Below are 19,229 nucleotides of genomic sequence, written 5' to 3' on the forward strand. Positions count from 1 at the left end.
CATGCCGCAGACCCGCCACCGGATACGCAGACCCTGCCGCACCGGCGCGTTCATCGGCCTCACCGCCCTGGCCCTGGGCGTCACCGCCACCGCCAGCGGCGGCATCCACACCCGCGGCCACGCCACCTCGGGCCCCAAGGCCGCCAGCGCCGAATCCGCCCTGGCGCCCTGCCGGATCTCCGCGACCATGGGCGTCCAGATGTCGGAGGGCCTGCCGACCGCGCCCGGGTACTCCCGCTCGACGGGCGAGGTCCGCGCCCTCAACCTGATGATCGACTTTCCCGACGCCAAGGGCGAGGGCTCGGCCATGGACCGGCTGGCGGAGTTCTTCCCCCAGACCTCCGAATGGTTCCGCACCAGCTCCTACGGCCGGCTGACCTACCGGGCCGAGGCCCCGATACGGAACTGGCTGCGGATGCCGATGCCCTTCGCGTCGTACGGGATCGAACGCGGCTCCCCCTACGAGCCCGGCTACCGGCAGCTCGTCGAGCACATCGCGCGGGCCGCCGACGCCGAGGTGGACTTCAGCCGCTACGACCTGATCAACATCCTGGTCACCCCGAACGCCGGACCGTCCGCCCTGGACACCGTCCTGTCGGTCACCTTCTCCGGCAACGGGGAGGCCCCCATGGCCGACGGGGTGCCGCTCGCGAACACGTCCTTCGTCTACAGCCGGCAGGACGACGGCTCCGGCTCCTACCGGGAGACCGGCTACCGGGTGCTGCCGCACGAGAACGGGCACGTCTTCGGACTGCCCGACCTCTACACCTCCGACGGGGGCGGCACGGTCGGGCACTGGGACATCATGAGCGAGGACTGGGGCGCCAACAACGACCTCCTCGGCTGGCACAAGTGGAAGCTGGGCTGGCTCGACGCGTCCCAGATCAGCTGCGCCTCCAAGCCGGGCGTCAGCGAGCACCTGCTGGCCCCGCTGGCCGCCGAGGGGCGCGGCACGAAACTGGCCTTCGTCCCCCTGTCGGAGAGCGCCGGCTACGCCGTCGAGGTGCGCACCCGGGCCGGGAACGACGAGGCCGTCTGCAAGCCCGGGGTGCTGATCTACAAGGTGGACTCCGAGGTGGACACCGGGCGCGGGCCGGTGACCGTCTCGGACAGCGCGAGCGGCAGCGGCGGGTGCACGCGCCGCCCCAACGTGCACGCCGAGCTGTCGGACGCGCCGTTCCGGCCGGGCGAGACCTTCACCGACGACAAGGCGCACGTCAGCATCGCGGTGGTGGCGGCCCTCCCGGGCGGCGGCTTCCGGGTCCGCGTCACCCGCCCCTGACCCCTTTTCCCCTCCGCTTTCCCCTTCGCTTTCCCCTCCGCTTTCCACTCCACGAGGAGCGCTCCCCATGAACACCACCCCCGAGGAACGCCTGGCGGCCGCCGGGCTGAAACTGCCGCCGGTCGCCCCGCCCGTCGCCGTGTACGTGCCGACGGTGGTCAGCGGCCACTACGTGTACACCTCCGGCCAGCTGCCGATGGTGGACGGGGCGCTGCCGCGCACCGGGAAGGTGGGCGGCGAGGTCACCCCGGAGCAGGGCGCCGAGCTGGCCCGGCAGTGCGCGCTGAACGCCCTCGCCGCCGTGGCCTCGGTGGCCGGGGACCTGTCCGCGGTGAAACGGGTGGTCAAGGTGGTCGGCTTCGTCGCCTCCACCCCGGACTTCACCGGCCAGCCGGGCGTGGTCAACGGTGCGAGCGAACTGCTGGGCACCGCCTTCGGCGACGCGGGCATCCACGCGCGCAGCGCGGTCGGGGTGGCCGCACTGCCGCTGGACGCGCCGGTGGAGGTCGAACTCACCGTGGAACTCCACACCCCGATGGGGGTCTGAAAGGGGCCCGTCGGAGGGCTCACGCCGTGACGGGCAGCGCGCGCGGCGCATGGAACCGGAAGGTGGTGCTCCAGCGCACCTCGCCCGCGGGGACCGCGAGCCGCAGCCCCGGCAGCCGCCGCAGCAGGGTCCCGAGGGCGAGCGTGACCTGCGTACGGGCCAGCGGCGCGCCGAGGCAGTAGTGCACCCCGTGCCCCAGGGCCAGGTGGGCCTTGTCCGCCCGGCCGATGTCGAAGCGGTCCGGGTCGGGGTAGCGGGCCGGGTCCCGGTGGGCGGAGGCGAGCGCGAACAGCACGGTGTCGCCCGCGGGGATCCGTACGCCGCCGATCTCCACCGGCTCGGTGGGGAAGCGGCGGATGGCGGTCTGGTGGGGGACCGCGTACCGGAAGAGCTCCTCGACGGCCTCCGGCAGCAGCTCGGGGCGCTCCCGGAGCGCGGCCAGCTCCGCCTCGTGCGTCAGGAGCGTGAACAGGCCGCCGCCGATCAGGTGCTGGACGGTCTCGCTGCCGGCCATGAGGATCAGGAAGGCGAGGGAGACCAGCTCGTCCTCGCTGAGCCGGTCGCCGGAGTCACGGGCGGCGATCAGCCCCGACAGGACGTCGTCGCCCGGGGCGGCGCGCCGCGCGGCGACGAGCTCCACCAGGTAGCCGTGGACGCCGCGCACCGCGCCGACGAGCTCCTCGGGGCCGGCGGGCAGGAGCATCGACCCGATCCACCCGGCGAAGCGCCCGTACTCCTCCTCCGGCACGGCCAGCAGGTCCCCGATGACCTTCAGCGGCAGCGGCCGGGCGAACTCGGCGACCACGTCGGCGGACCCCGCGTCCTCCAGCCGCGCCACGAGCCGGTCCGCGAACGTGTCGACCGCGGCCTGGATCGCCGTGCGCATCCCCTCGACGTGCCGGGGCGTGAACCCCTGCGCCACCAGGCGGCGCAGCCTCAGGTGGTCCTCGGCGCCGATGTTCAGCAGGTTCGCGTCCAGCGCCGGGGGCAGCGAGAACCCCTTGAACCCGCCCCGGGAGTGCCGCTTGTCGACGGAGAACCTGCCGTCGGCGAGCCCCGCGCGCACGTCGGCCTCGTGCGTCACGAGCCACACGGGCGCCCCGTCGGGCAGCGCGACCCGGTGCACGGACCCTTCGGCGCGCAGCCGCGCGTACACGGCGTGGGGGTCCGTCGCGAAGGCCTCCCCGAACGGCTGCGGCAGCACGGCGGCTTCGACGGTCCCGGCGCTCTCGACGGCTTCGGTCATGGTTCTTCCCCCTCGGTACGGCACGGCCCCGGCGACGATTATGCGGGCGCGGACCCACCGGCGTGATCTTGCCCGGCGAAGGCCTCCGGGCCGGCTGCGGCGAGGAGTTCACGGCCGCGCACCAGGATCTTCGCGAAGGTCTCCGGGTCGGTGAGGGAGATCAGGTGCCCGCCGTCGACGTGGCGCAGGCGGGCGCCGCCCCCGGCCGCACGGGCGGCGGCGGTGAACTCCCGCTCCGCGGTGCGGAAGAGCCGGTCGCCCCGTCCGTTGACGAAGAGCACGGGCAGCCGGCAGCGTCCCGCGACGGCGAGGAAGTCCTGCCGCACGAGCTCGGCGACGGCCTCTCCGAAGGCGGGCATCGCCAGGCCGCCGCGCAGGACCGCCTCGCAGCTCTCGGGCGGCAGGCCGCGCCGGAACGCCCGGGCGTTGAGGCGGGCGGCGCGGTCCGGGCCGAGGGCCGCGAAGGCGCGGGCGGTGGCCCGGTAGACCAGGCCGGCGGGCCCGTCGGGCCGGGCGGTGGAACCCTGGACGAGGAGACCGGTCGCGGTGTCCGGGTGCGCGGCCCCGTAGGCGAGGGCGACGTACCCGCCCAGCGAGGCCCCCGCCACCAGCGGACGGCGCCCGGTGGCCCGGGTGGCCTCCTCGACGGCCGCCCCGACCCGCGCGACGGCCTCCTCCAGCCGGAAGGGACCGCCACCCCGCAGGCTCCCGTGGCCGGGCAGGTCGGGGGCGGTGATCCGGAACCGGGTGCCGAGGCGGCGGGCGTGGGGGTCCCACATCAGGGCGGACAGCCGGATCCCGTGCACGAGCACCAGCGGCGCCCCCGCGTCCGCCCCGGCGCGCCAGATCCCGGCCGACCCGGGCACGGGCACCAGCCCCTCGGACCGTTCGGTACGCATGTCTCCCCCTGCCGCCGCCCCACCCCGACACCAGGTCGACCCTAACCCCCGGCGCCCGCCACCCGCCCGCCCCGGCGGGAAACCGACCCACGGAGCCGCTACCTGATCCGCTACGCTGTGCCTGGACCGCTTCACCGCGGCCCGGGCCTCCACGAGGCCCCGCCTTCGTAGCTCAGGGGATAGAGCACCGCTCTCCTAAAGCGGGTGTCGCAGGTTCGAATCCTGCCGGGGGCACCAGAGAGAACGGCCCGGACCGATCATGGTCCGGGCCGTTCTGCGGAAATTCGGGTCGGGGCTGCCTTGCAACTGCCTGGCCCCCCAGCTGCAGATCCTCGACGCGTCGTCCTGGCAGGTCGACCAGGCGGTCGCGTAGAGCCGGCAGTCGTCTCCACCCGGCCGCACGTCGATGCGCTTGAGCCTGCCGTCGGTCGAACGCCACTTTCGCGTGTAGGAGTTGGCGGCGCAGGACGCTGACGCGTGGTGCGACGAGGCGAGGGTGAGGAGACCAGCACCACGCAGACCTGGTCGCAAGTCAAGAAGTCATATTCCGCGCACCGTTCAACGGTGAATGCGCTCCATTGTGGACCGATCAATGAATTTCGCCGCAAGGCGGGGCGGGGCGGGTATGTGAAGAGCCCTCCCGGGAGGGGAGGGCCGGGGAGGGCTGCCGTCAGCTGAGGCCTCTGCTGCGTTCGCCGATGCGGTCGCCCTGGGGGGCGCCGGACCGCTTGAGCGCCGCCTTGGTGTGCGCGCCGCCCTTCACCTTGGTGTGGAGGGGGCCCTCGAAGCCGTGGTCGGGGCCGTGGCCCTGTGCGCGACGCGCCTGCAGTCCGAGCCGCTCCACCGCCTTCGCGACCGCGGCCTGCACGTCCTGCTTCTGCTCTTTGCTCATCCCGTCGTCAACTCCTTCGGGAAGCATCCGATCGAACTAAAGGGATGGTATGCAGATATGCGGGCCTATGCACCCGGATGGGGCGTAAAGGATCCGCGTCAGGGCCGCCCCGCCGTCCCCGGTGCCGCCCTGACCAGCTCCTCCGGGCAGGGCGTCCCCCGCGGGAGCTGGTACTTCGCCGCGATCCGGTACTCCCCCGGCGCCGGGACCAGGAGCTCCGTCCACACGTCCCCCTCGCCGTCCTGGGCCGCCTTGAACAGGCACCCGGCGGTGTTCGCGTACTCCTTCGGCGCCTTCGACCCGGCCGCGCCCCGCGCCTTGGACTCCGGGGTCTCCTGCGGGGGCTCCACGGCCTTGCCCGCACCGTCCACCAGGCCCAGCCACGGCGAGTGCGGGATCCGCACCAGCACCCGGCCCGGCGCCGAGACGTCCACGACCAGCTGGTCCGCGCCCGCCCGGACCACCGTCGCCGGCCCGCTCACCAGGCTCGTCGGACCCTCCACCTGGAACAGCCGCCAGTTCTCGTCGCCCCAGATCTGCCGCAGGTACGGCAGCCCGCCGCGCAGCAGCTCCGCCTCCGCCTGCCCGCCCGAGTCGGGCTTGTCGGCGGGCAGCACCACGTAGTGCACCGCCCAGCGCTCCAGCCAGCCCCGGTAGCTCTCGGCGGTGAGGGTGTCGTCGTAGAACAGCGGGTTGCGCTCCAGGTCGGCCTGCCGGTTCCAGCCGCGCGCCAGGTTCACGTACGAGGGGAAGGCCGAGGACTCGCGGTGGCTGCTGGCCGGGACCACCTCCACCCGGCCCCGGTCGGCGCCGGCCTTCTGCAGCTGGTCGACCAGCGGGGCCAGCTCGCGGTTCCAGGCGGCCACCGGCGTGGTGCGGACGATGTCGGTGATGCTGTTGGTGGTGATCCAGACGTTGAGCCCGACGAACGCCAGCAGCACGGCGTACCACGGCCGGGTGCGCGGGACCTCGTACGGGAGGGCGGCGAGGAGCACCGCCCCGCCGAAGAGCATGACCAGACGGGTGGCGTTCGAGCCGATCTGGGAGTCGATCACCCAGGTCAGGAACACCCCGAGGGCGTACACGGCGCCGGAGATCCGGACCGTCTTCCACCGCTTCGGCACCAGGAAGGCGATGGCCAGCCCGAAGACGAACGGCAGCCAGGCCGAGCCGATCTTCATCGGCTGCGTCCCGGAGAACGGGAACAGCCAGGCCGACAGCCCGACCACCGCCACCGGGGCCAGCCCCAGCGCGTACGCCCCCGGCCGCCGCCCGCTCAGGAACAGCGCGGCCGCGACCACCCCGAGGAACAGCCCCGCCACCGGGCTCGCGGCGGTCGCGAGCCCGGCCAGCGACGCGGCGGCGGCGGCCTTGGCCCAGCGCCGCCGGGCCCACTTGCGGGGCCAGCAGAAGACGGCGGCGACGGCCCCCAGCGCGAAGAGGGTGCCGAGCCCGAAGGTGACGCGGCCCGAGAGGGCGTTGCAGAACAGCCCGTACACCCCGGCCAGCGCCGGCCACAGGGGGCGCCGGACGGCGCCTCGGCAGCGGGTCAGGACCAGGGCGAGGAGGGCCGCCGAGGCGGTCCCGGCGATCATCATCGTGGTCCGGACGCCCAGCACGTGCATCACGTACGGCGACACCACGCTGTACGAGACCGGGTGCATCCCCCCGTACCAGGCGAGGTTGTACGCCGTGTCCGGGTGCCGGCCGACGAACTCCGCCCACGCGTCCTGCGCGGCCAGGTCCCCGCCGCTGTTGGCGAAGCAGAAGAACCAGACGACGTGCAGGACGGCCGCCACGGCGGCGGCCACCGGCACCGGGTGGCGGTGCGCCCAGCCCAGGGCGCCGCCCGCCGGGTCCCCGGCGGGCGGGTGCTGTCTCTGTGCGGGTACCCGGCGCTCGGGCTTGTGCTGCTCTGCTGTGGTCACGACCGATGCTCTCTTCCCGGAACGACACGTTCGTCCCGTCCCGGCTCCCTGGACGCGCGACGGCGCCCCGGGGTTGTGCCCGGGGCGCCGCGCCGCGCCGCCGACCCGTATCAGCCGATACGGGTCAGCTTGCTGCCGATGCCCGGCGAGGCCAGCTCCGACTGGAGCGCCACCGGCACCTTCACCTGACTGGCCCCCTCGCCGACGGTCAGCACGCCGACCGCCGTACCGGCCTTCGCCGTCCCGGGGATCTTGGTACCGCCGTCGCCGAGCTTGATGTCGACGGTCAGCGAGGACCAGCCGACCGCCTGCACGTCGGCGGTGGCGACGACCTTGGTCCGGCCGCCCACGCCGTCGTCCACGTACCCGACGACATCGCCCTTCTTCACGACGGGCGCGCCCTCCAGGGACTTCTGGGTGGCGACGAGGAGGTTCTTGCTCGCCGCGATCACCGTGTCGATGATCGGCGGCTTGTGCTGGCCGAGGACCGCGCCGACGATCAGTTGGTTGGTGTCGCCGACCTTCTTGTAGGCGGCGAAGAGGAGGTTGCCGCCGGCCTTGGTCGTCGTACCGGTCTTGATGCCGAGGGACTCGTTGTACGGGACCAGGCGGTTCCAGTTCGGCCAGTTCTTGCCGGTCTGGTCGGTCCAGCTGGGCTTGCGGGTGATGTCCACCAGCGCGTCCAGCTCGACGATCTTGAGACCCAGCTTGACCTGGTCCTCGGCGGTGCTGACGGTGGTCGCGTCCAGGCCCGAGGGGTCGGTGTAGGTGGTGTTCGTCATGCCGAGCTGCTTGGCGGTGTCGTTCATCTTCTTGACGAACGCCTCCTGGGAGCCGGAGTCCCAGCGGGCCAGCAGCCGCGCGATGTTGTTGGCCGACGGGATCATGAGGGCGGCGATCGCGTCGTACTCGGAGATCTTGTCGCCCTCCTTGACCGTGTTGAGGGTGGACTCGTTGTCCGACTTGTCCTTCTGGCCCTCGGTCTCGGCGGTCTTGTCGACGTCGATCATCGCGCCCTTCTCCCCCTTCTTGAAGGGGTGGTCGCGCATGATGATGTACGCCGTCATCGACTTGGTGACGCTGGCGATCGGCACGGGCTTCTGCTCGCCGGACGAACCGATCGTGCCGAGGCCGGCGGCGGCCATGGAGGCCTGGCCCTCGGTGGGCCAGGGCAGCTCGGGCGTCCCGCCGGGGAAGGTGTACTGGGACTTCGCCGTCAGGACGAGCTTCGGCGCGGGCAGCGGGCGCACCAGCTGCACGACGGCCAGGATGACGGCCAGCAGCACCACGATCGGCGCGTAGATCTTGACCCGCCGCACCACCGTCCGCATCGGGCTGGGCGGCGGGGGCGGGTTGTTGGTGAGGTCCGCCAGCATGTCGAGCGGCGGCCGGGGCGGCAGCGGCTGCTGCGTGGTGCGCTCGCTGGGGTCCAGCCGGCGCACGGTGGGCGCGGCGGCGGGGTCGGGCTTCGGGGCGGCGGGCGCCGGCGACTGGTCGCCCAGCGGCACGAACCTGCTGACCCGCGCCTCGGGAGCCGGGGCGCCCTTCGGCGCGGGCGCGCCGGGCTTCCCGTCGCCGGCCGCCCGCTCGGCGGCCGCGCCCTCACCGACACCCCCGGCCGGGGCGACCCCCGGCTTGACGGCCCGGAAGACGGCGGTCCGCTCGGAGTCGGTGCCGGTGCCGGTGCCGGCGGAGTCGGCGGGCTTGCCGGGGCCGGCGGTGCCGGCGCCCTTCCGGGACCCGGCGGAGCCGGCGGACGCGGGGCCGGCGGGCTTTCCGGAGTCGGCCGACGCGGCGGACGCGCCGGGCTTCCCGTCGCCGGCCGCCCGCTCGACGGCCGCGCCCTCACCGACAACCCCGGCCGGGGCGGCACCCGGCTTGGCGGCCCGGAAGACGGCGGTCCGCTCGGAGTCGGTGCCGGTGCCGGCGGAGTCGGCGGGCTTGCGGGAGTCGGCGGGGCCGCCGGACGCGGGCCCGGCGGATTTGCCGGCCTCGGGGCCAGTGGACCTGCCGGAGTCGGCAGACGCAGCAGACGCAGGCCCGGCAGACCCGCCGGACTCGGCGGACGCCGGGCCAGTGGGCTTGCCGGAATCGGCAGACGCGGGCCCGGCGGGCTTGCTGGAGTCGGGAGACGCGGGGGCGGCGGGCTTGCCGGAATCGGTCGGCTCGGGCGCGGAGGGTTCGGCGGCGCGCGGGTCCTGGCCGGGCGCGGCCGGGGTCGCCTTGCGGGCGGGGTCCGCCGGGCGGGTACCCGGCTTGACGGTGCGGAAGACGGCCGTCCGCTCCGACGGCTCGGCCGGAGCCTCCTCGTCCGAACCCGGCTTCACGGCACGGAAGACCGCGGTCCGCTCGGACTCCCCGGCGGAACGCGGGTCCCGCGCGGCGGAGTCCGCCGGGGCGGAACCGGGCTTGACGGCGCGGAAGACCGCCGTGCGCTCGTCGGAACCGGAACCGGAACCGGAGTCGGCGGACCCCTTCGCGGAGTCCGCCGGGGCCGAACCCGGCTTGACCGTACGGAAAACCGCCGTGCGCTCGGAGGGCTCGGCGGTACGCGGGTCCCGCGCGGGGCGGGCGTCCTCGGTGGTCTGCGGAGCGCCGGAAGCGGAACCCCGCTCGGCGGACTCCGGCCGGTCCTGGTCGGCCGCGGCGGAAGCCGGCTCGGCGGGCGACGGCTGGTCCGCCGCCGGGGTCCGGTCGGGCCGGCCGGAAGCGGAGTCCCGGGCGGGGGCCGGCTCGTCCCGCGGGTCGGGGTCCGAGGTCGTGACACCGAAGGCGGTGGTGCGCGTCCCCCCGCCGGACTTCCCGGCACCGGCGTCCCGTGCGGAGTCGGCCGGCTCGGAACCGGGCCTGACCGCGCGGAAGGCGGTGGTGCGCTCGGAGGCGGCCGCGGACGGGGCGGACGGCTTCCCGCCCTCACCCTCGGAACCGGAACCGGAACCGGGCCTGACGGCGCGGAATACGGCGGTCCGCTCGGAGGCGGCCGCGGCCGGGCCGCCATCGGAACCGGAGTCGGAACCAGGGGCCTCGGAGGGGCCGGAAGCGGAACGTCGACCGGTCGGCTCGGACTTCGCCGCCGGCGCGCCGGGTCCCACCCGTCCGGGCGACCGCTCGGCGTCGTCCTCGTCCGCGCCGGAACCCCGGCCCGCGTCCGACGCCGGCTCGGAGTCCGCGTCCGCGTCCGCGCCCCGGCCGGCAGGCCCGTCCGCAACCGCCCGGGCCGCCGCGGCGTCCTTCACGGGAACGCGGGGCTGGAACACCGAGACCCTCGGGTCCTGATCCCCGGCCCCTGAGGACTTCGCCGCCCCCGACGCTCCTTCACTTACCGACTTGTCGGGGGACTCGCCCGCCACCGTTCCTCCTCGATCGCCGTCCGGCCACTGTCCGAACCGTCTAACAGTGTCCCGTCTCGGGGGCCTCGCCCACCCGCTAGACGAGAACGACATAGCTACTGGTTCCCCCACAAAGCGATCAGGCGCTCTCGACAGATGAATGTGAGAGGCGTCACCCTGTCACTCATCCACGCGGGGAGGCATGGATGGGCAGGAGCCGCAGAACAATTCCGGAGGAGCTTCTGCTGCTCGCTTTGGACCCGGCCACGGGTACCACGGCGCAGCCGCAGTCGCTCGACCTCGGCCTGGCCGGGGCACAGCTAGTGGAGCTGGCTCTGGCAGGACGGATAGCCCCTGACGGGGATCGTATCGCCGTGGTGATGCCACGGCCGACAGGAGATCCGACTCTGGACTCCGCACTGGAACTGCTGCGCAGGCGCGGCAGCCCGGTACGGGCGGTCCACTGGATCGGCGGACCCCGGCTGGGGCTCCGCCAGATCTACCTCGCGCACCTGGAGCGCTGCGGCATGGTGCATGCCGTCGCGGGACAGATGTGCGGGGTGCTGCCGACGACTCGCTACCAGGCGACGGACACGGCCATCAGCCGGGAGATCCGTGCCCGGCTCGACAGTGCGATCCGCACCGGCGTACCGCCGGACCCGCGGACCGCGGCGCTCGCCGCACTGGCCCACGCGGTCGGACTCGGCAAGCACCTGTACCCCGGCAACGAGGGGCGGTCGTCCAGGTCCCGGCTGCGGGACCTGATCAGGCACGACCCGATGGGCGGTCTCGTGGCGCACGCCGTCATGGACGTCCAGAACGGCGTGGCCGCACAGCCGCGCCGCGAGCGCGCCGCCGCCGCACCGCAGCCGGCCGCCCGGGCCACGGCGGGCGGCGTGCCCCTCCAGCCGCGCCGGACGGGTGCGATGGCCCGCGCGGCCGCGCACTGAACGCGCGGCGGGCACGGCACGCACCACACGCACCACACGCACCACCGCACGGCCCGCGACACCCCTAGGTCCACCAGCGGGAAAACGATCCACCTCCGCGACCGGTCGTCCCCCCAGAGACCCGGTCCAGGAGCCCCGGCACGCGGGGCGGCGGGGCCGGCCCACCGGCCCCCGCCGCCCCGCGTGTCTGTTTTTCCACGCCGTTCCCCAGCGGCACCGCACCTTTCGGTGGCAGTCTGCTGAACATCAGACACGCAGAGAGACAGCCAACGAAGAAGGCGGAGGTGCCGATCCCGTGGCGTCCAATGTCAATCCCACCGTCCGACGCCGCCGACTGGGCATGGAGTTGCGCAAGCTCCGCGAGGACAAGGGCATGACGGCCGAGCAGGTCGCCGAGCGCCTCCTCGTCTCCCAGTCGAAGATCAGCCGGCTGGAGAACGGTCGCCGTTCCATCAGCCAGCGCGACGTCCGCGACCTGTGCGAGGTGTACGAGGTCGAGGACCCGCGGCTGGTGGACTCGCTCATGCAGATGGCCAAGGACTCCCGCCAGCAGGGCTGGTGGCACGCCTTCGGCGACATCCCGTACAGCGTCTACATCGGCCTGGAGACCGACGCGGCCAGCCTGCGCACGTACGAGCCCCAGATGGTCCCGGGCCTGCTCCAGACCCCCGAGTACGCCCAGGCGCTGATCCGCGGCGCGCTGCCGGAGACGGCGCCCGCGGACGTGGAGAAGCGCGTCCAGGTCCGGATGCACCGCCAGAAGCGGCTGTCCGAGACGGACAACAACAACGCGGAGGTCGGGCCGCTGCGGCTGTGGGCGGTGATCGACGAGGCGGTGCTGCGCCGGCACGTGGGCGATCCGCAGTTGATGATCCGGCAGCTGCAGTTCCTGATAGAGCAGTCGCACCAGCCGTACATCACCGTGCAGGTGATGCCGTTCACGATGGGCGCCCATCCCGGGGTGAACGGCCAGTACGCGATTCTGGAATTCCCGGACGCCTCGGACTCGACGGTGGTCTACATCGAGGGCGTCACGAGCGATTTGTACCTGGAGAAGGCGAACGACGTTCAGAAATACAGCGTGATGTACGAGCACCTGCGGGCCCAGGCCCTCAATGTGGAACAGACCCGGCAGTTCATCTCCGAGGTCATCGACCACTACGCGACCCTGGACAAGTAGGGAGGTGGCAGGGGGTCCGGCACCGTACACCGTCGGTCCCCGGCCGGAAAAGGCCTGACCGGAATATGCCACCCGGTCGAGTGAATGCCTGCTTCGCCCATCGGGAAGTGCCGGTAGCGTCGATCGCGTCGGCCCGGGGAATGGCGCCGGCGCACAGCCGGGAACTCCCGGAACCACTCTCTGAACCGGAGAAGAACCATGGGCATTCGTCAGGGCGGCACCGAAAACTGGACCAAGTCCTCCTACTCCGGCGGAAACGGCGCCTGCGTCGAGGTCAAGTCCCCCGTCACCGAGGCGATCGCGGTCCGCGACTCCAAGGTGCAGGACGGCCCGTCGATCACCTTCGCCCCCGGCTCCTGGACCTCCTTCGTGACCGGCGTCGTCGAGGACCGGCTCGTCTGAGCGCCTCGACCCGCACCCTGACTGGAGCCCTCTCGACCGGTCCGCCGTCCTGGCCGAGGGGGCTCGGCCATGTCCGCGCACGGACGCGCGGCCGGCCCCCTCTCCGCCCGGAGTCCGGGGTCAGCGCAGCTGGTCCACGTACCGGTCGGTCCCCGGCACCGTCGGGATGAACGGCGCCACCAGCTCCACCCGACCCAGCCCCGACTCGGCGACCTCGGCGTCCAGGCCCTGGAAGCGGTCCCAGCAGCCGCGCGGGTCGGCCTCCAGGAACCACAGCAGGGTGAGCCGGGTGTCGACCCCCTCGACCTGCTTGACGTAGGTCATCCGGTCGCCCGGCAGCGGCGTCGGCCGGAAGACGGTGACCATCGCCGCCGGTGAACCGTTCAGCCGACGCGGCAGGGCCCGGGAGCGCAGCCACTCCAGCAGCTCGGCGCGCCGCTCGGGGCCCTCGGCGTCGACGACCTGGAGGACCAGCCCGGCGTACGGGTGGTCCAGGGCGTGGAAGTCGCGGGGGCCTGCTGCCCCGTCGCGGTAGACCGTGGCCTCGTGGTCCTGGAAGGCCGTGAAGACGTGCGTACGGTCCTGGTAGACGCGGCCGTCCCGGTTCAGCCGCTTGTTGATGCCGATGGTCCACTTCATGTGCTCGTCGTAGCGGCCCTCGGTCACCCAGTACGTCGACAGGTAGCAGCCGGCCGTCACCGGCTGGGCCACCGCCGACTTCTCCGGGTAGCGCAGCTCCTGGAGGTCGCGGGTGGCCACCCAGCGGCGGCCCGCGTACATCCAGGGCATGGCCATCGCGCCCGCGTAGTAGTGGTCGTCCTCGTACCAGCGGTTGTACGCGTACTCGTGTCCCGGGTGCGGTTCGACCATGGTGATCAGCGCGTGGCCGGGGCGGACCCCGTACGGGCCGACGGCCGCCAGTTCGGCGTAGTCGCCGGCCCGGGTGTCCTCCGCTCCCCGCTCCTGCTCTCTTCTGCTCGTCATGGCACCGGTGTAGCTGATGCATCGTCAGTTCGCGAGAGTGCGAACGCTGTTCACCCCTCGAAATGGTAGGTGCCGCCTGCATCTTTCCTGGCTAGGCTCACGACCACCCGCCACCCGAAGGAGCCCCCATGCCCCCCGCCGGTCCCGCTCCCCTGCCCGCCTTCGCCTCCCGCGCCCGCGCCGTGGGCGGCTCCCCCGTCCGGGAGATCCTCGCGCTCACCGAACGCCCCGGGGTGATCTCGTTCGCCGGCGGACTGCCCGCCCCCGAACTCTTCGACACCGCCGGGCTGCGCACCGCCTACGACAGCGCCCTCGCCGGGACCGCCTCCGCCGCCCGCGCCCTGCAGTACTCCACGACCGAGGGCGCCCCGGAGCTGCGCGCGGCCGTCGCCGCCCGGGCGGAAGCCCGCGGGCTGGCGACCACGCCGGACGACCTCCTGATCACCACCGGCTCCCAGCAGGCACTGACCCTGATCACCGCCACCCTCGTGGAGCCCGGCGACACCGTCCTCGTGGAGAACCCCACCTACCTGGCGGCCCTGCAGTGCTTCGGGATGGCCGGGGCCCGTGTCATACCCGTGCCCTGCGACGAGCAGGGCCTGCTCCCCGACGCCCTCGCCGAGATCACCGCCCGCGAGCGCCCCAAGCTGCTCTACACCGTCCCCACCTTCCAGAACCCGACCGGCCGCACCCTGCCCGGCGAGCGCCGCGCGGAGGTGGCGCGGACCGCGGCCCGGCTCGGGCTGTGGCTGGTGGAGGACGACCCGTACGGGGACCTGCGCTACGAGGGCGCCCACGAGCCGTGGCTCGCCGCCCACCCGGGCGCCGAGGACCGCACCGCCCTGATCGGCAGCTTCTCCAAGGTCATGGCCCCGGGCCTGCGGCTGGGCTGGCTGCGCGCCCCGGCCGGCCTGCACCGGGCGGCGGTGGTCGCCAAGCAGGCGGCCGACCTGCACACCTCGACGGTGGACCAGCTGGCCGCCGCCCACTACCTGGCGGCGCAGGACCTCGACGCCCACGTCGCACGGGTCCGCGAGGCCTACCGCACCCGCCGTGACGCCCTGCTGGCGGGCCTCGGCGCGGCCCTCCCGGCGGGCTCGGAGTGGAACCGCCCCCAGGGCGGCATGTTCGTCTGGGCCCGCCTCCCGGAGGGCCACGACGCGACGGCCCTCCTGAAGTCGGCCGTCACCCACGACGTCGCCTACGTCCCCGGCGCCCCCTTCTTCACCGGCACCCCGGACCCGCGCACCCTGCGCCTGTCCTTCACGACGCACACCCCGGAGGAGATCGCGGTCGGCCTGGACCGCCTGGGCACGGCGGTGGACTCCTACTCCCCGGCGTCCTCGTAGCGGGGCCCGCGACGCGGTGCCGGACTGGCCCTAGGCGTACAGGGCCTCGATTTCGGCCGCGTAGCGGGTCGCCACCGCCGGGCGGCGGAGTTTGAGGGTGGGGGTCAAGGTGCCCGCCTCGACCGAGAGTTCCTCAGTCAGGACGTGGAAGGCGCGGATGCGGGCCGGGCGGGAGACGGTGGCGTTGGCGGTGGCCACCGCCCGTTCGAGGTGGGCGCGCAGGGCCGGGTGGGTGGTCGGGGCGGGGCCGAGGTCGAGGGATTCGCGGGCCGCCCAGGCGGCGAGTTCCGCCGTGTCCAGGGCGAGCAGGGCCACCGGGTGCGGGCGGCGGTCGCCGATCAGCACCGCCCGGGCGACGAGCGGGGAGGCCTGCTGGACGGCGAACTCCACCTCGGTCGGGGTGATGTTCTTCCCCGCCGAGGTGATGATCAGGTCCTTCTTGCGGCCGGTGAGGCAGAGGTAGCCGTCGGCGTCGAGGGCGCCCAGGTCGCCGGTGTGCAGCCAGCCGTCCGCGTCCAGGGCCGCCGCCGTCGCGGCGGGGTTCGCGTGGTAGCCGGGGAAGACCATCGGCCCCCGGGCCAGCACCTCCCCGTCCCCGGCGATGCGCACCTCGCAGCCCGCCAGCGGCCGGCCCACCGTGCCGGGGCGGGCCGCGCCGGGGTGGTTGAGGCTGATCGCCCCGCCCGACTCGGTCATCCCGTAGCCCTCGAACACCCGGATCCCGCACGCCCGCAGGAAGTCGAGGGTGGCCGGGGCGATGGGGGCCCCGCCGGTCAGCGCCCAGCGGAGACGGCCGCCGAAGGCCTCCCGGACCGGGGCGTAGAGGGAACGTTCCGCCTCCTCGTACGCCGGACGGGACTCGGCCGGGAGGCGGTCCTCCGCCGCGAGGACGCCCAGCCCCACCGCCTCCTCGAACCGCTCCCGGCCGCCCTCGCTGCCCTCGGCCAGCGCCAGCACCACCGCGTGGACCTTCTCGAACAGCCGGGGCACGGACGGCAGGTGCGTGGGCCGGGCCTGCGCCAGCTCGGCGAGCACGTCCTCGACGCGGCCCCCGAAGTAGCACAGCTCCCCGCCCTCCAGCAGGGTGGTGAACTGGATCAGTTGGGCCAGCAGATGGGCCAGCGGCAGGTACAGGTACGTGGAGTCCCCCGGGCCGCCCTCGACGAGGGGGAGGGTGGCGTCCTGGACCGCGCCGAGGTTGCCGTGGGTGAGTCGGCAGCCCTTCGGCGGGCCGGTGGTACCCGAGGTGTAGACGATCGCGGCGTCGCCGCCGGGGGTCACGGAGGCGGCCCGCGCGGCCAGTTCGGGCTCCGGGGCGAGCGGCCGCACCTCCTCGTCCATCGTCACGACCGCCCGCAGCGACGGCAGCTTCGGCCGCAGCGCCTCCACCCGGGCGGCCTGAGCGGCGTCCTCGCAGACGGCCGCCACCGCCCCGGAGTCGGCCAGCACCCAGGCCAGCTCCTCCTCCCCCGCCGTCGGGTACACCGGCACCAGCACGGCGCCCGCCGCCAGCACCCCGAAGTGCGTGTACGTCCACTCCGGCCGGGTCTCCGCGAGCACCGCCACCCGCTCCCCGGGCCCGACCCCCAGGCCGAGCAGCCCGCACCCCACCTCCCGCACCGAGGCGGCCAGTTCGTTGTAGGTGCGGGTCTCCCAGTCGCCGTCCCGGTCGCCGCGCGCACGGAACCTGAGCGCCGTCAGCGGCCCGTACCGCTCCTCGGTCCACTGGGTGAAGACCGCCAGGGTCTCCGGCCGACCACCGTCCATCGCACGCCCTCCCGGGTATAGGTGACCCCCGATGGTGGCCACCCGCGGCGCCCCGGCGGCATGACCGGAAGCGTCACTACCGCTGACCCCGGCGCTCACGGCGGCTAACGTCGGAGCATGGGGAGGCGGACGGTCAGCGTGCACCACGTGCGCGCCGTGCTCGCGGGCGCGCGGCGCGACGGCGTGGACCTCGTCCCGCTGCTGCAGGAGGCGCAGATCCCGCCGCTGCTGCTGGGCGACGACCGGGCGCGGGTCACGCCCGCGCAGTTCGCGCGGCTGTTCCGGGCCCTGTACCGGACCACGCGGGACGAGTTCCTGGGCCTGGCGGCGCTGCCGAGCAGGCCGGGCACGTTCGCGATGATGTGCTACGCCTGCGTCGGCTGCCGGGACCTGGGCGCCGCCGTGGAGCGGGCCGCCGCCTTCTACGGGCTCTTTCCGGGCGGGCCGGAGCTGGCGCTCGAAGTGGAGGGGGACCAGGCCCGGTTCACGGTGCGCCGGGAGCTCGGGCAGGGGGACGGGGAGCGGTTCCTGTCGGAGTGCGTGCTGGCGATCTGGCACCGGCTCAGCAGCTGGATGGTGGGCCGGCGCATCCCCCTGACCGGGGCCTCGTTCGCCTATCCCGCGCCGCCGCACCGGGGGGAGTACGCGGTGCTGTTCGACTGTCCGGTGCGGTTCGGGGCCGAGCGGACGGCCGCCGCGTTCGACGCGCACTGGCTGACCGCCCCGCTGGTGCGCGACGAGCCCGCGCTGGAGGCGATGCTGCGCCGGGCCCCGTTCGACCTGCTCTCGCGCCCCGAGTACGGGACCACCGTCGCCGAGCAGGTGCGCCGCTCGCTGGCCCGGGGGCTGCGCGGGGCGCCGGGGCTGCCGGAGCTCGGGGAGGTCGCGGCCCGCCTGGCGGTCTCCCCGGCGACGCTGCGGCGCCGGCTCCAGCAGGAGGGCACCTCCTTCCAGCGGCTCAAGGACCAGGTCCGGCGGGACGCGGCGATCGCGGGCCTGGCGGAGGGCGGCGAGCCGATCGCGGAACTCGCGGCCCGCCTGGGCTTCTCGGAGGACACCGCCTTCCACCGCGCCTTCCGCCGCTGGACGGGCACGACCCCGGGCGCGTACCGGATCGCCTCCGGCGGGTAGGCGCGCGCGGCCGGGGCCGGGGGCGTCAGAGCGGGGCGTGCGGGCTTCACTCGGGCGGGTGGTGTGAGGGGCGGTCAGGAAAGGTGAGCTGTGCGGTCAGCGACATGCCGAGCGGTCGGTCACTACGGTCGCCTCACCTACCCACCCCCACACGGACGTTGGGAGACCCGCCCATGCGTTTGCGAAGCTCCGCCCTGGTCGCCGCCGTAGCCGCCCTGGTCCTGTCGGCCTGGGTGCCGGCGGCCGCCGCCGCACCGGGCGGCGAGGAGGGCTCCGCCGCCCGGCCCGGTGACATCGTCGACAGCGCCCCGTCCGCCTTCCACCCGCTGCCCGGCCAGCCGACCGGCACCCGGGCGTGGAAGGTCCACTACCGCTCGACCACCGCCGACGGCGCCCCGAACGTGGTCTCGGGCACCGTCATCGTCCCGCAGGACGGCCGCACCGGGCCGCGCCCGCTCGTGACGTACGCCGTCGGGACGGTCGGCATGGGCGACTCCTGCGCGCCGAGCAACAACCTCCCGTACGGCACCTCCAACGAGGCCAACCTCATCCAGCAGCTGACCCTGCGCGGCTGGGCGGTGGTGGTCACCGACTACGAGGGCCTCGGCACCCCGGGCCTGCACACCTACACCGTCGGCCCGTCGGCCGGGCACGCCGTCCTGGACGCCGCCCGGGCCGCGATCCGGCTGCCGGAGGCGGGGCTGGGGGCGGACACCCCGGTCGGGATCATGGGGTACTCCCAGGGCGGGCAGGCCAGCGGCTGGGCCGCCGAACTGCAGGGGTCGTACGCGCCGGAGCTGAAGGTCAAGGGCACGGCGACGGGCGGGGTCCCGGCGGACCTGATGAAGGTGGCGGCGTTCAACAACGGCTCGTACGGCGCCGGGCTGATCTTCATGGCGGCGGCCGGGCAGGACGCGGCCTTCCCCGAGCTGAAGCTGGACTCCTACCTCAACCCGGCCGGCCGGTCCCTGGTCGAGGGGATGAAGGAGGGCTGCGTGGCTATCGACGCGATCGCCGGCTCCTTCAAGCGGATCTCCGACCTCACCACCCGCGACCCGCTCGCCCAGCCCGACTGGCGGGCCCGGCTGGACCAGAGCCGGCTCGGCCGGACGGCCCCGGCGGCGCCGGTGCTCCAGTACCACGCGCTGGGCGACGAGCTGATCCCGTACGCGGTCGGGCGGCAGCTGCGGACGGACTGGTGCGCGCGGGGCGCCGACCTGCAGTTCGACACCGTCCTGCTCGGCGAGCACGTCAGCGGGGTGATCACCCACTCCCCGGCGGCCGCGAACTGGCTGGCCGACCGCTTCGCGGGGCGGGCCACGCACCCCGACTGCTGACCGCGG

15 protein-coding genes and 1 tRNA gene are annotated in these 19,229 nt (G+C 74.1%); 9 read left to right on the forward strand and 7 right to left on the reverse strand.

Annotation, left to right across the window (positions count from 1 at the left end; translation table 11 throughout):
• Nucleotide 1 precedes the first annotated feature (1 nt).
• Together ACFY0O_RS21460 and ACFY0O_RS21465 are read left to right on the forward strand one after the other, a co-directional pair.
• Nucleotides 2–1,282 carry a M6 family metalloprotease domain-containing protein gene (locus ACFY0O_RS21460; protein WP_388948683.1) on the forward strand — a complete coding sequence of 427 codons (1,281 nt, stop codon included), beginning with the start codon at nucleotides 2–4 and terminating at the stop codon, nucleotides 1,280–1,282.
• A 67-nt stretch (nucleotides 1,283–1,349) separates the two neighbouring features.
• Nucleotides 1,350–1,829 carry a RidA family protein gene (locus tag ACFY0O_RS21465; protein WP_388948686.1) on the forward strand — a complete coding sequence of 160 codons (480 nt, stop codon included), beginning with the start codon at nucleotides 1,350–1,352 and terminating at the stop codon, nucleotides 1,827–1,829.
• A gap of 19 nt (nucleotides 1,830–1,848) precedes the next feature.
• On the opposite strand, the gene ACFY0O_RS21470 is transcribed toward ACFY0O_RS21465, so the two are convergent.
• Both ACFY0O_RS21470 and ACFY0O_RS21475 read right to left on the reverse strand, forming a co-directional pair.
• Nucleotides 1,849–3,075, reverse strand: coding sequence for a cytochrome P450 (locus tag ACFY0O_RS21470; protein ID WP_388948688.1), 1,227 nt, complete (start codon nucleotides 3,073–3,075; stop codon nucleotides 1,849–1,851).
• 38 nt (nucleotides 3,076–3,113) lie between these two features.
• On the reverse strand, nucleotides 3,114–3,974 hold the full coding sequence (locus tag ACFY0O_RS21475; protein WP_388948690.1) for an alpha/beta fold hydrolase: 861 nt from the start codon (nucleotides 3,972–3,974) through the stop codon (nucleotides 3,114–3,116).
• 161 nt (nucleotides 3,975–4,135) lie between these two features.
• Between ACFY0O_RS21475 and ACFY0O_RS21480 the strand changes: the two genes are divergently transcribed.
• A tRNA-Arg gene (locus ACFY0O_RS21480) sits at nucleotides 4,136–4,211 on the forward strand.
• A 433-nt stretch (nucleotides 4,212–4,644) separates the two neighbouring features.
• Here ACFY0O_RS21480 and ACFY0O_RS21485 read toward each other — a convergent pair.
• The 3 genes from ACFY0O_RS21485 to ACFY0O_RS21495 form a co-directional block, all read right to left on the reverse strand.
• Nucleotides 4,645–4,866: a hypothetical protein gene (locus tag ACFY0O_RS21485; RefSeq protein WP_388948693.1), complete on the reverse strand. Its 222-nt coding sequence runs from the start codon at nucleotides 4,864–4,866 to the stop codon at nucleotides 4,645–4,647.
• Between the two features lie 98 nt (nucleotides 4,867–4,964).
• On the reverse strand, nucleotides 4,965–6,794 hold the full coding sequence (locus ACFY0O_RS21490; protein ID WP_388948695.1) for an MFS transporter: 1,830 nt from the start codon (nucleotides 6,792–6,794) through the stop codon (nucleotides 4,965–4,967).
• Between the two features lie 110 nt (nucleotides 6,795–6,904).
• Entirely contained in the window at nucleotides 6,905–10,051 is a 3,147-nt protein-coding gene (locus tag ACFY0O_RS21495) for a hypothetical protein (protein WP_388948697.1), read from the reverse strand.
• A 278-nt stretch (nucleotides 10,052–10,329) separates the two neighbouring features.
• Between ACFY0O_RS21495 and ACFY0O_RS21500 the strand changes: the two genes are divergently transcribed.
• The 3 genes from ACFY0O_RS21500 to ACFY0O_RS21510 all read left to right on the forward strand — a co-directional run bounded on the left by ACFY0O_RS21500 (nucleotide 10,330) and on the right by ACFY0O_RS21510 (nucleotide 12,655).
• Nucleotides 10,330–11,073, forward strand: coding sequence for a GPP34 family phosphoprotein (locus tag ACFY0O_RS21500; protein ID WP_388948699.1), 744 nt, complete (start codon nucleotides 10,330–10,332; stop codon nucleotides 11,071–11,073).
• Nucleotides 11,074–11,368: 295 nt separating this feature from the next.
• On the forward strand, nucleotides 11,369–12,253 hold the full coding sequence (locus ACFY0O_RS21505) for a helix-turn-helix domain-containing protein (protein WP_388948701.1): 885 nt from the start codon (nucleotides 11,369–11,371) through the stop codon (nucleotides 12,251–12,253).
• Between the two features lie 198 nt (nucleotides 12,254–12,451).
• Nucleotides 12,452–12,655 (forward strand): DUF397 domain-containing protein, encoded by a 204-nt coding sequence (locus ACFY0O_RS21510; RefSeq protein ID WP_079427802.1) that lies wholly within the window; start codon nucleotides 12,452–12,454, stop codon nucleotides 12,653–12,655.
• Between the two features lie 120 nt (nucleotides 12,656–12,775).
• Here the strand turns inward: ACFY0O_RS21510 and ACFY0O_RS21515 are convergent, their stop codons facing one another.
• Nucleotides 12,776–13,639 carry a hypothetical protein gene (locus ACFY0O_RS21515; RefSeq protein ID WP_388948704.1) on the reverse strand — a complete coding sequence of 288 codons (864 nt, stop codon included), beginning with the start codon at nucleotides 13,637–13,639 and terminating at the stop codon, nucleotides 12,776–12,778.
• Nucleotides 13,640–13,767: 128 nt separating this feature from the next.
• Here ACFY0O_RS21515 and ACFY0O_RS21520 point away from each other — a divergent pair, with 128 nt between their 5' ends.
• Nucleotides 13,768–14,988 carry a PLP-dependent aminotransferase family protein gene (locus ACFY0O_RS21520; protein ID WP_388948707.1) on the forward strand — a complete coding sequence of 407 codons (1,221 nt, stop codon included), beginning with the start codon at nucleotides 13,768–13,770 and terminating at the stop codon, nucleotides 14,986–14,988.
• Nucleotides 14,989–15,018: 30 nt separating this feature from the next.
• Here ACFY0O_RS21520 and ACFY0O_RS21525 read toward each other — a convergent pair whose 3' ends face one another.
• On the reverse strand, nucleotides 15,019–16,755 hold the full coding sequence (locus ACFY0O_RS21525) for an AMP-dependent synthetase/ligase (protein ID WP_388948709.1): 1,737 nt from the start codon (nucleotides 16,753–16,755) through the stop codon (nucleotides 15,019–15,021).
• Nucleotides 16,756–16,872: 117 nt separating this feature from the next.
• On the opposite strand from ACFY0O_RS21525, the gene ACFY0O_RS21530 reads away from it, so the two are divergent.
• Both ACFY0O_RS21530 and ACFY0O_RS21535 read left to right on the forward strand, forming a co-directional pair.
• Nucleotides 16,873–17,886 carry an AraC family transcriptional regulator gene (locus ACFY0O_RS21530; RefSeq protein WP_388948711.1) on the forward strand — a complete coding sequence of 338 codons (1,014 nt, stop codon included), beginning with the start codon at nucleotides 16,873–16,875 and terminating at the stop codon, nucleotides 17,884–17,886.
• Between the two features lie 173 nt (nucleotides 17,887–18,059).
• Nucleotides 18,060–19,223: a lipase family protein gene (locus tag ACFY0O_RS21535; protein ID WP_388948714.1), complete on the forward strand. Its 1,164-nt coding sequence runs from the start codon at nucleotides 18,060–18,062 to the stop codon at nucleotides 19,221–19,223.
• Nucleotides 19,224–19,229 lie beyond the last annotated feature (6 nt).

The organism is Streptomyces sp. NPDC001594 (genome assembly GCF_042893675.1).
In the GTDB taxonomy this organism is placed as follows: Bacteria; Actinomycetota; Actinomycetes; order Streptomycetales; family Streptomycetaceae; genus Streptomyces.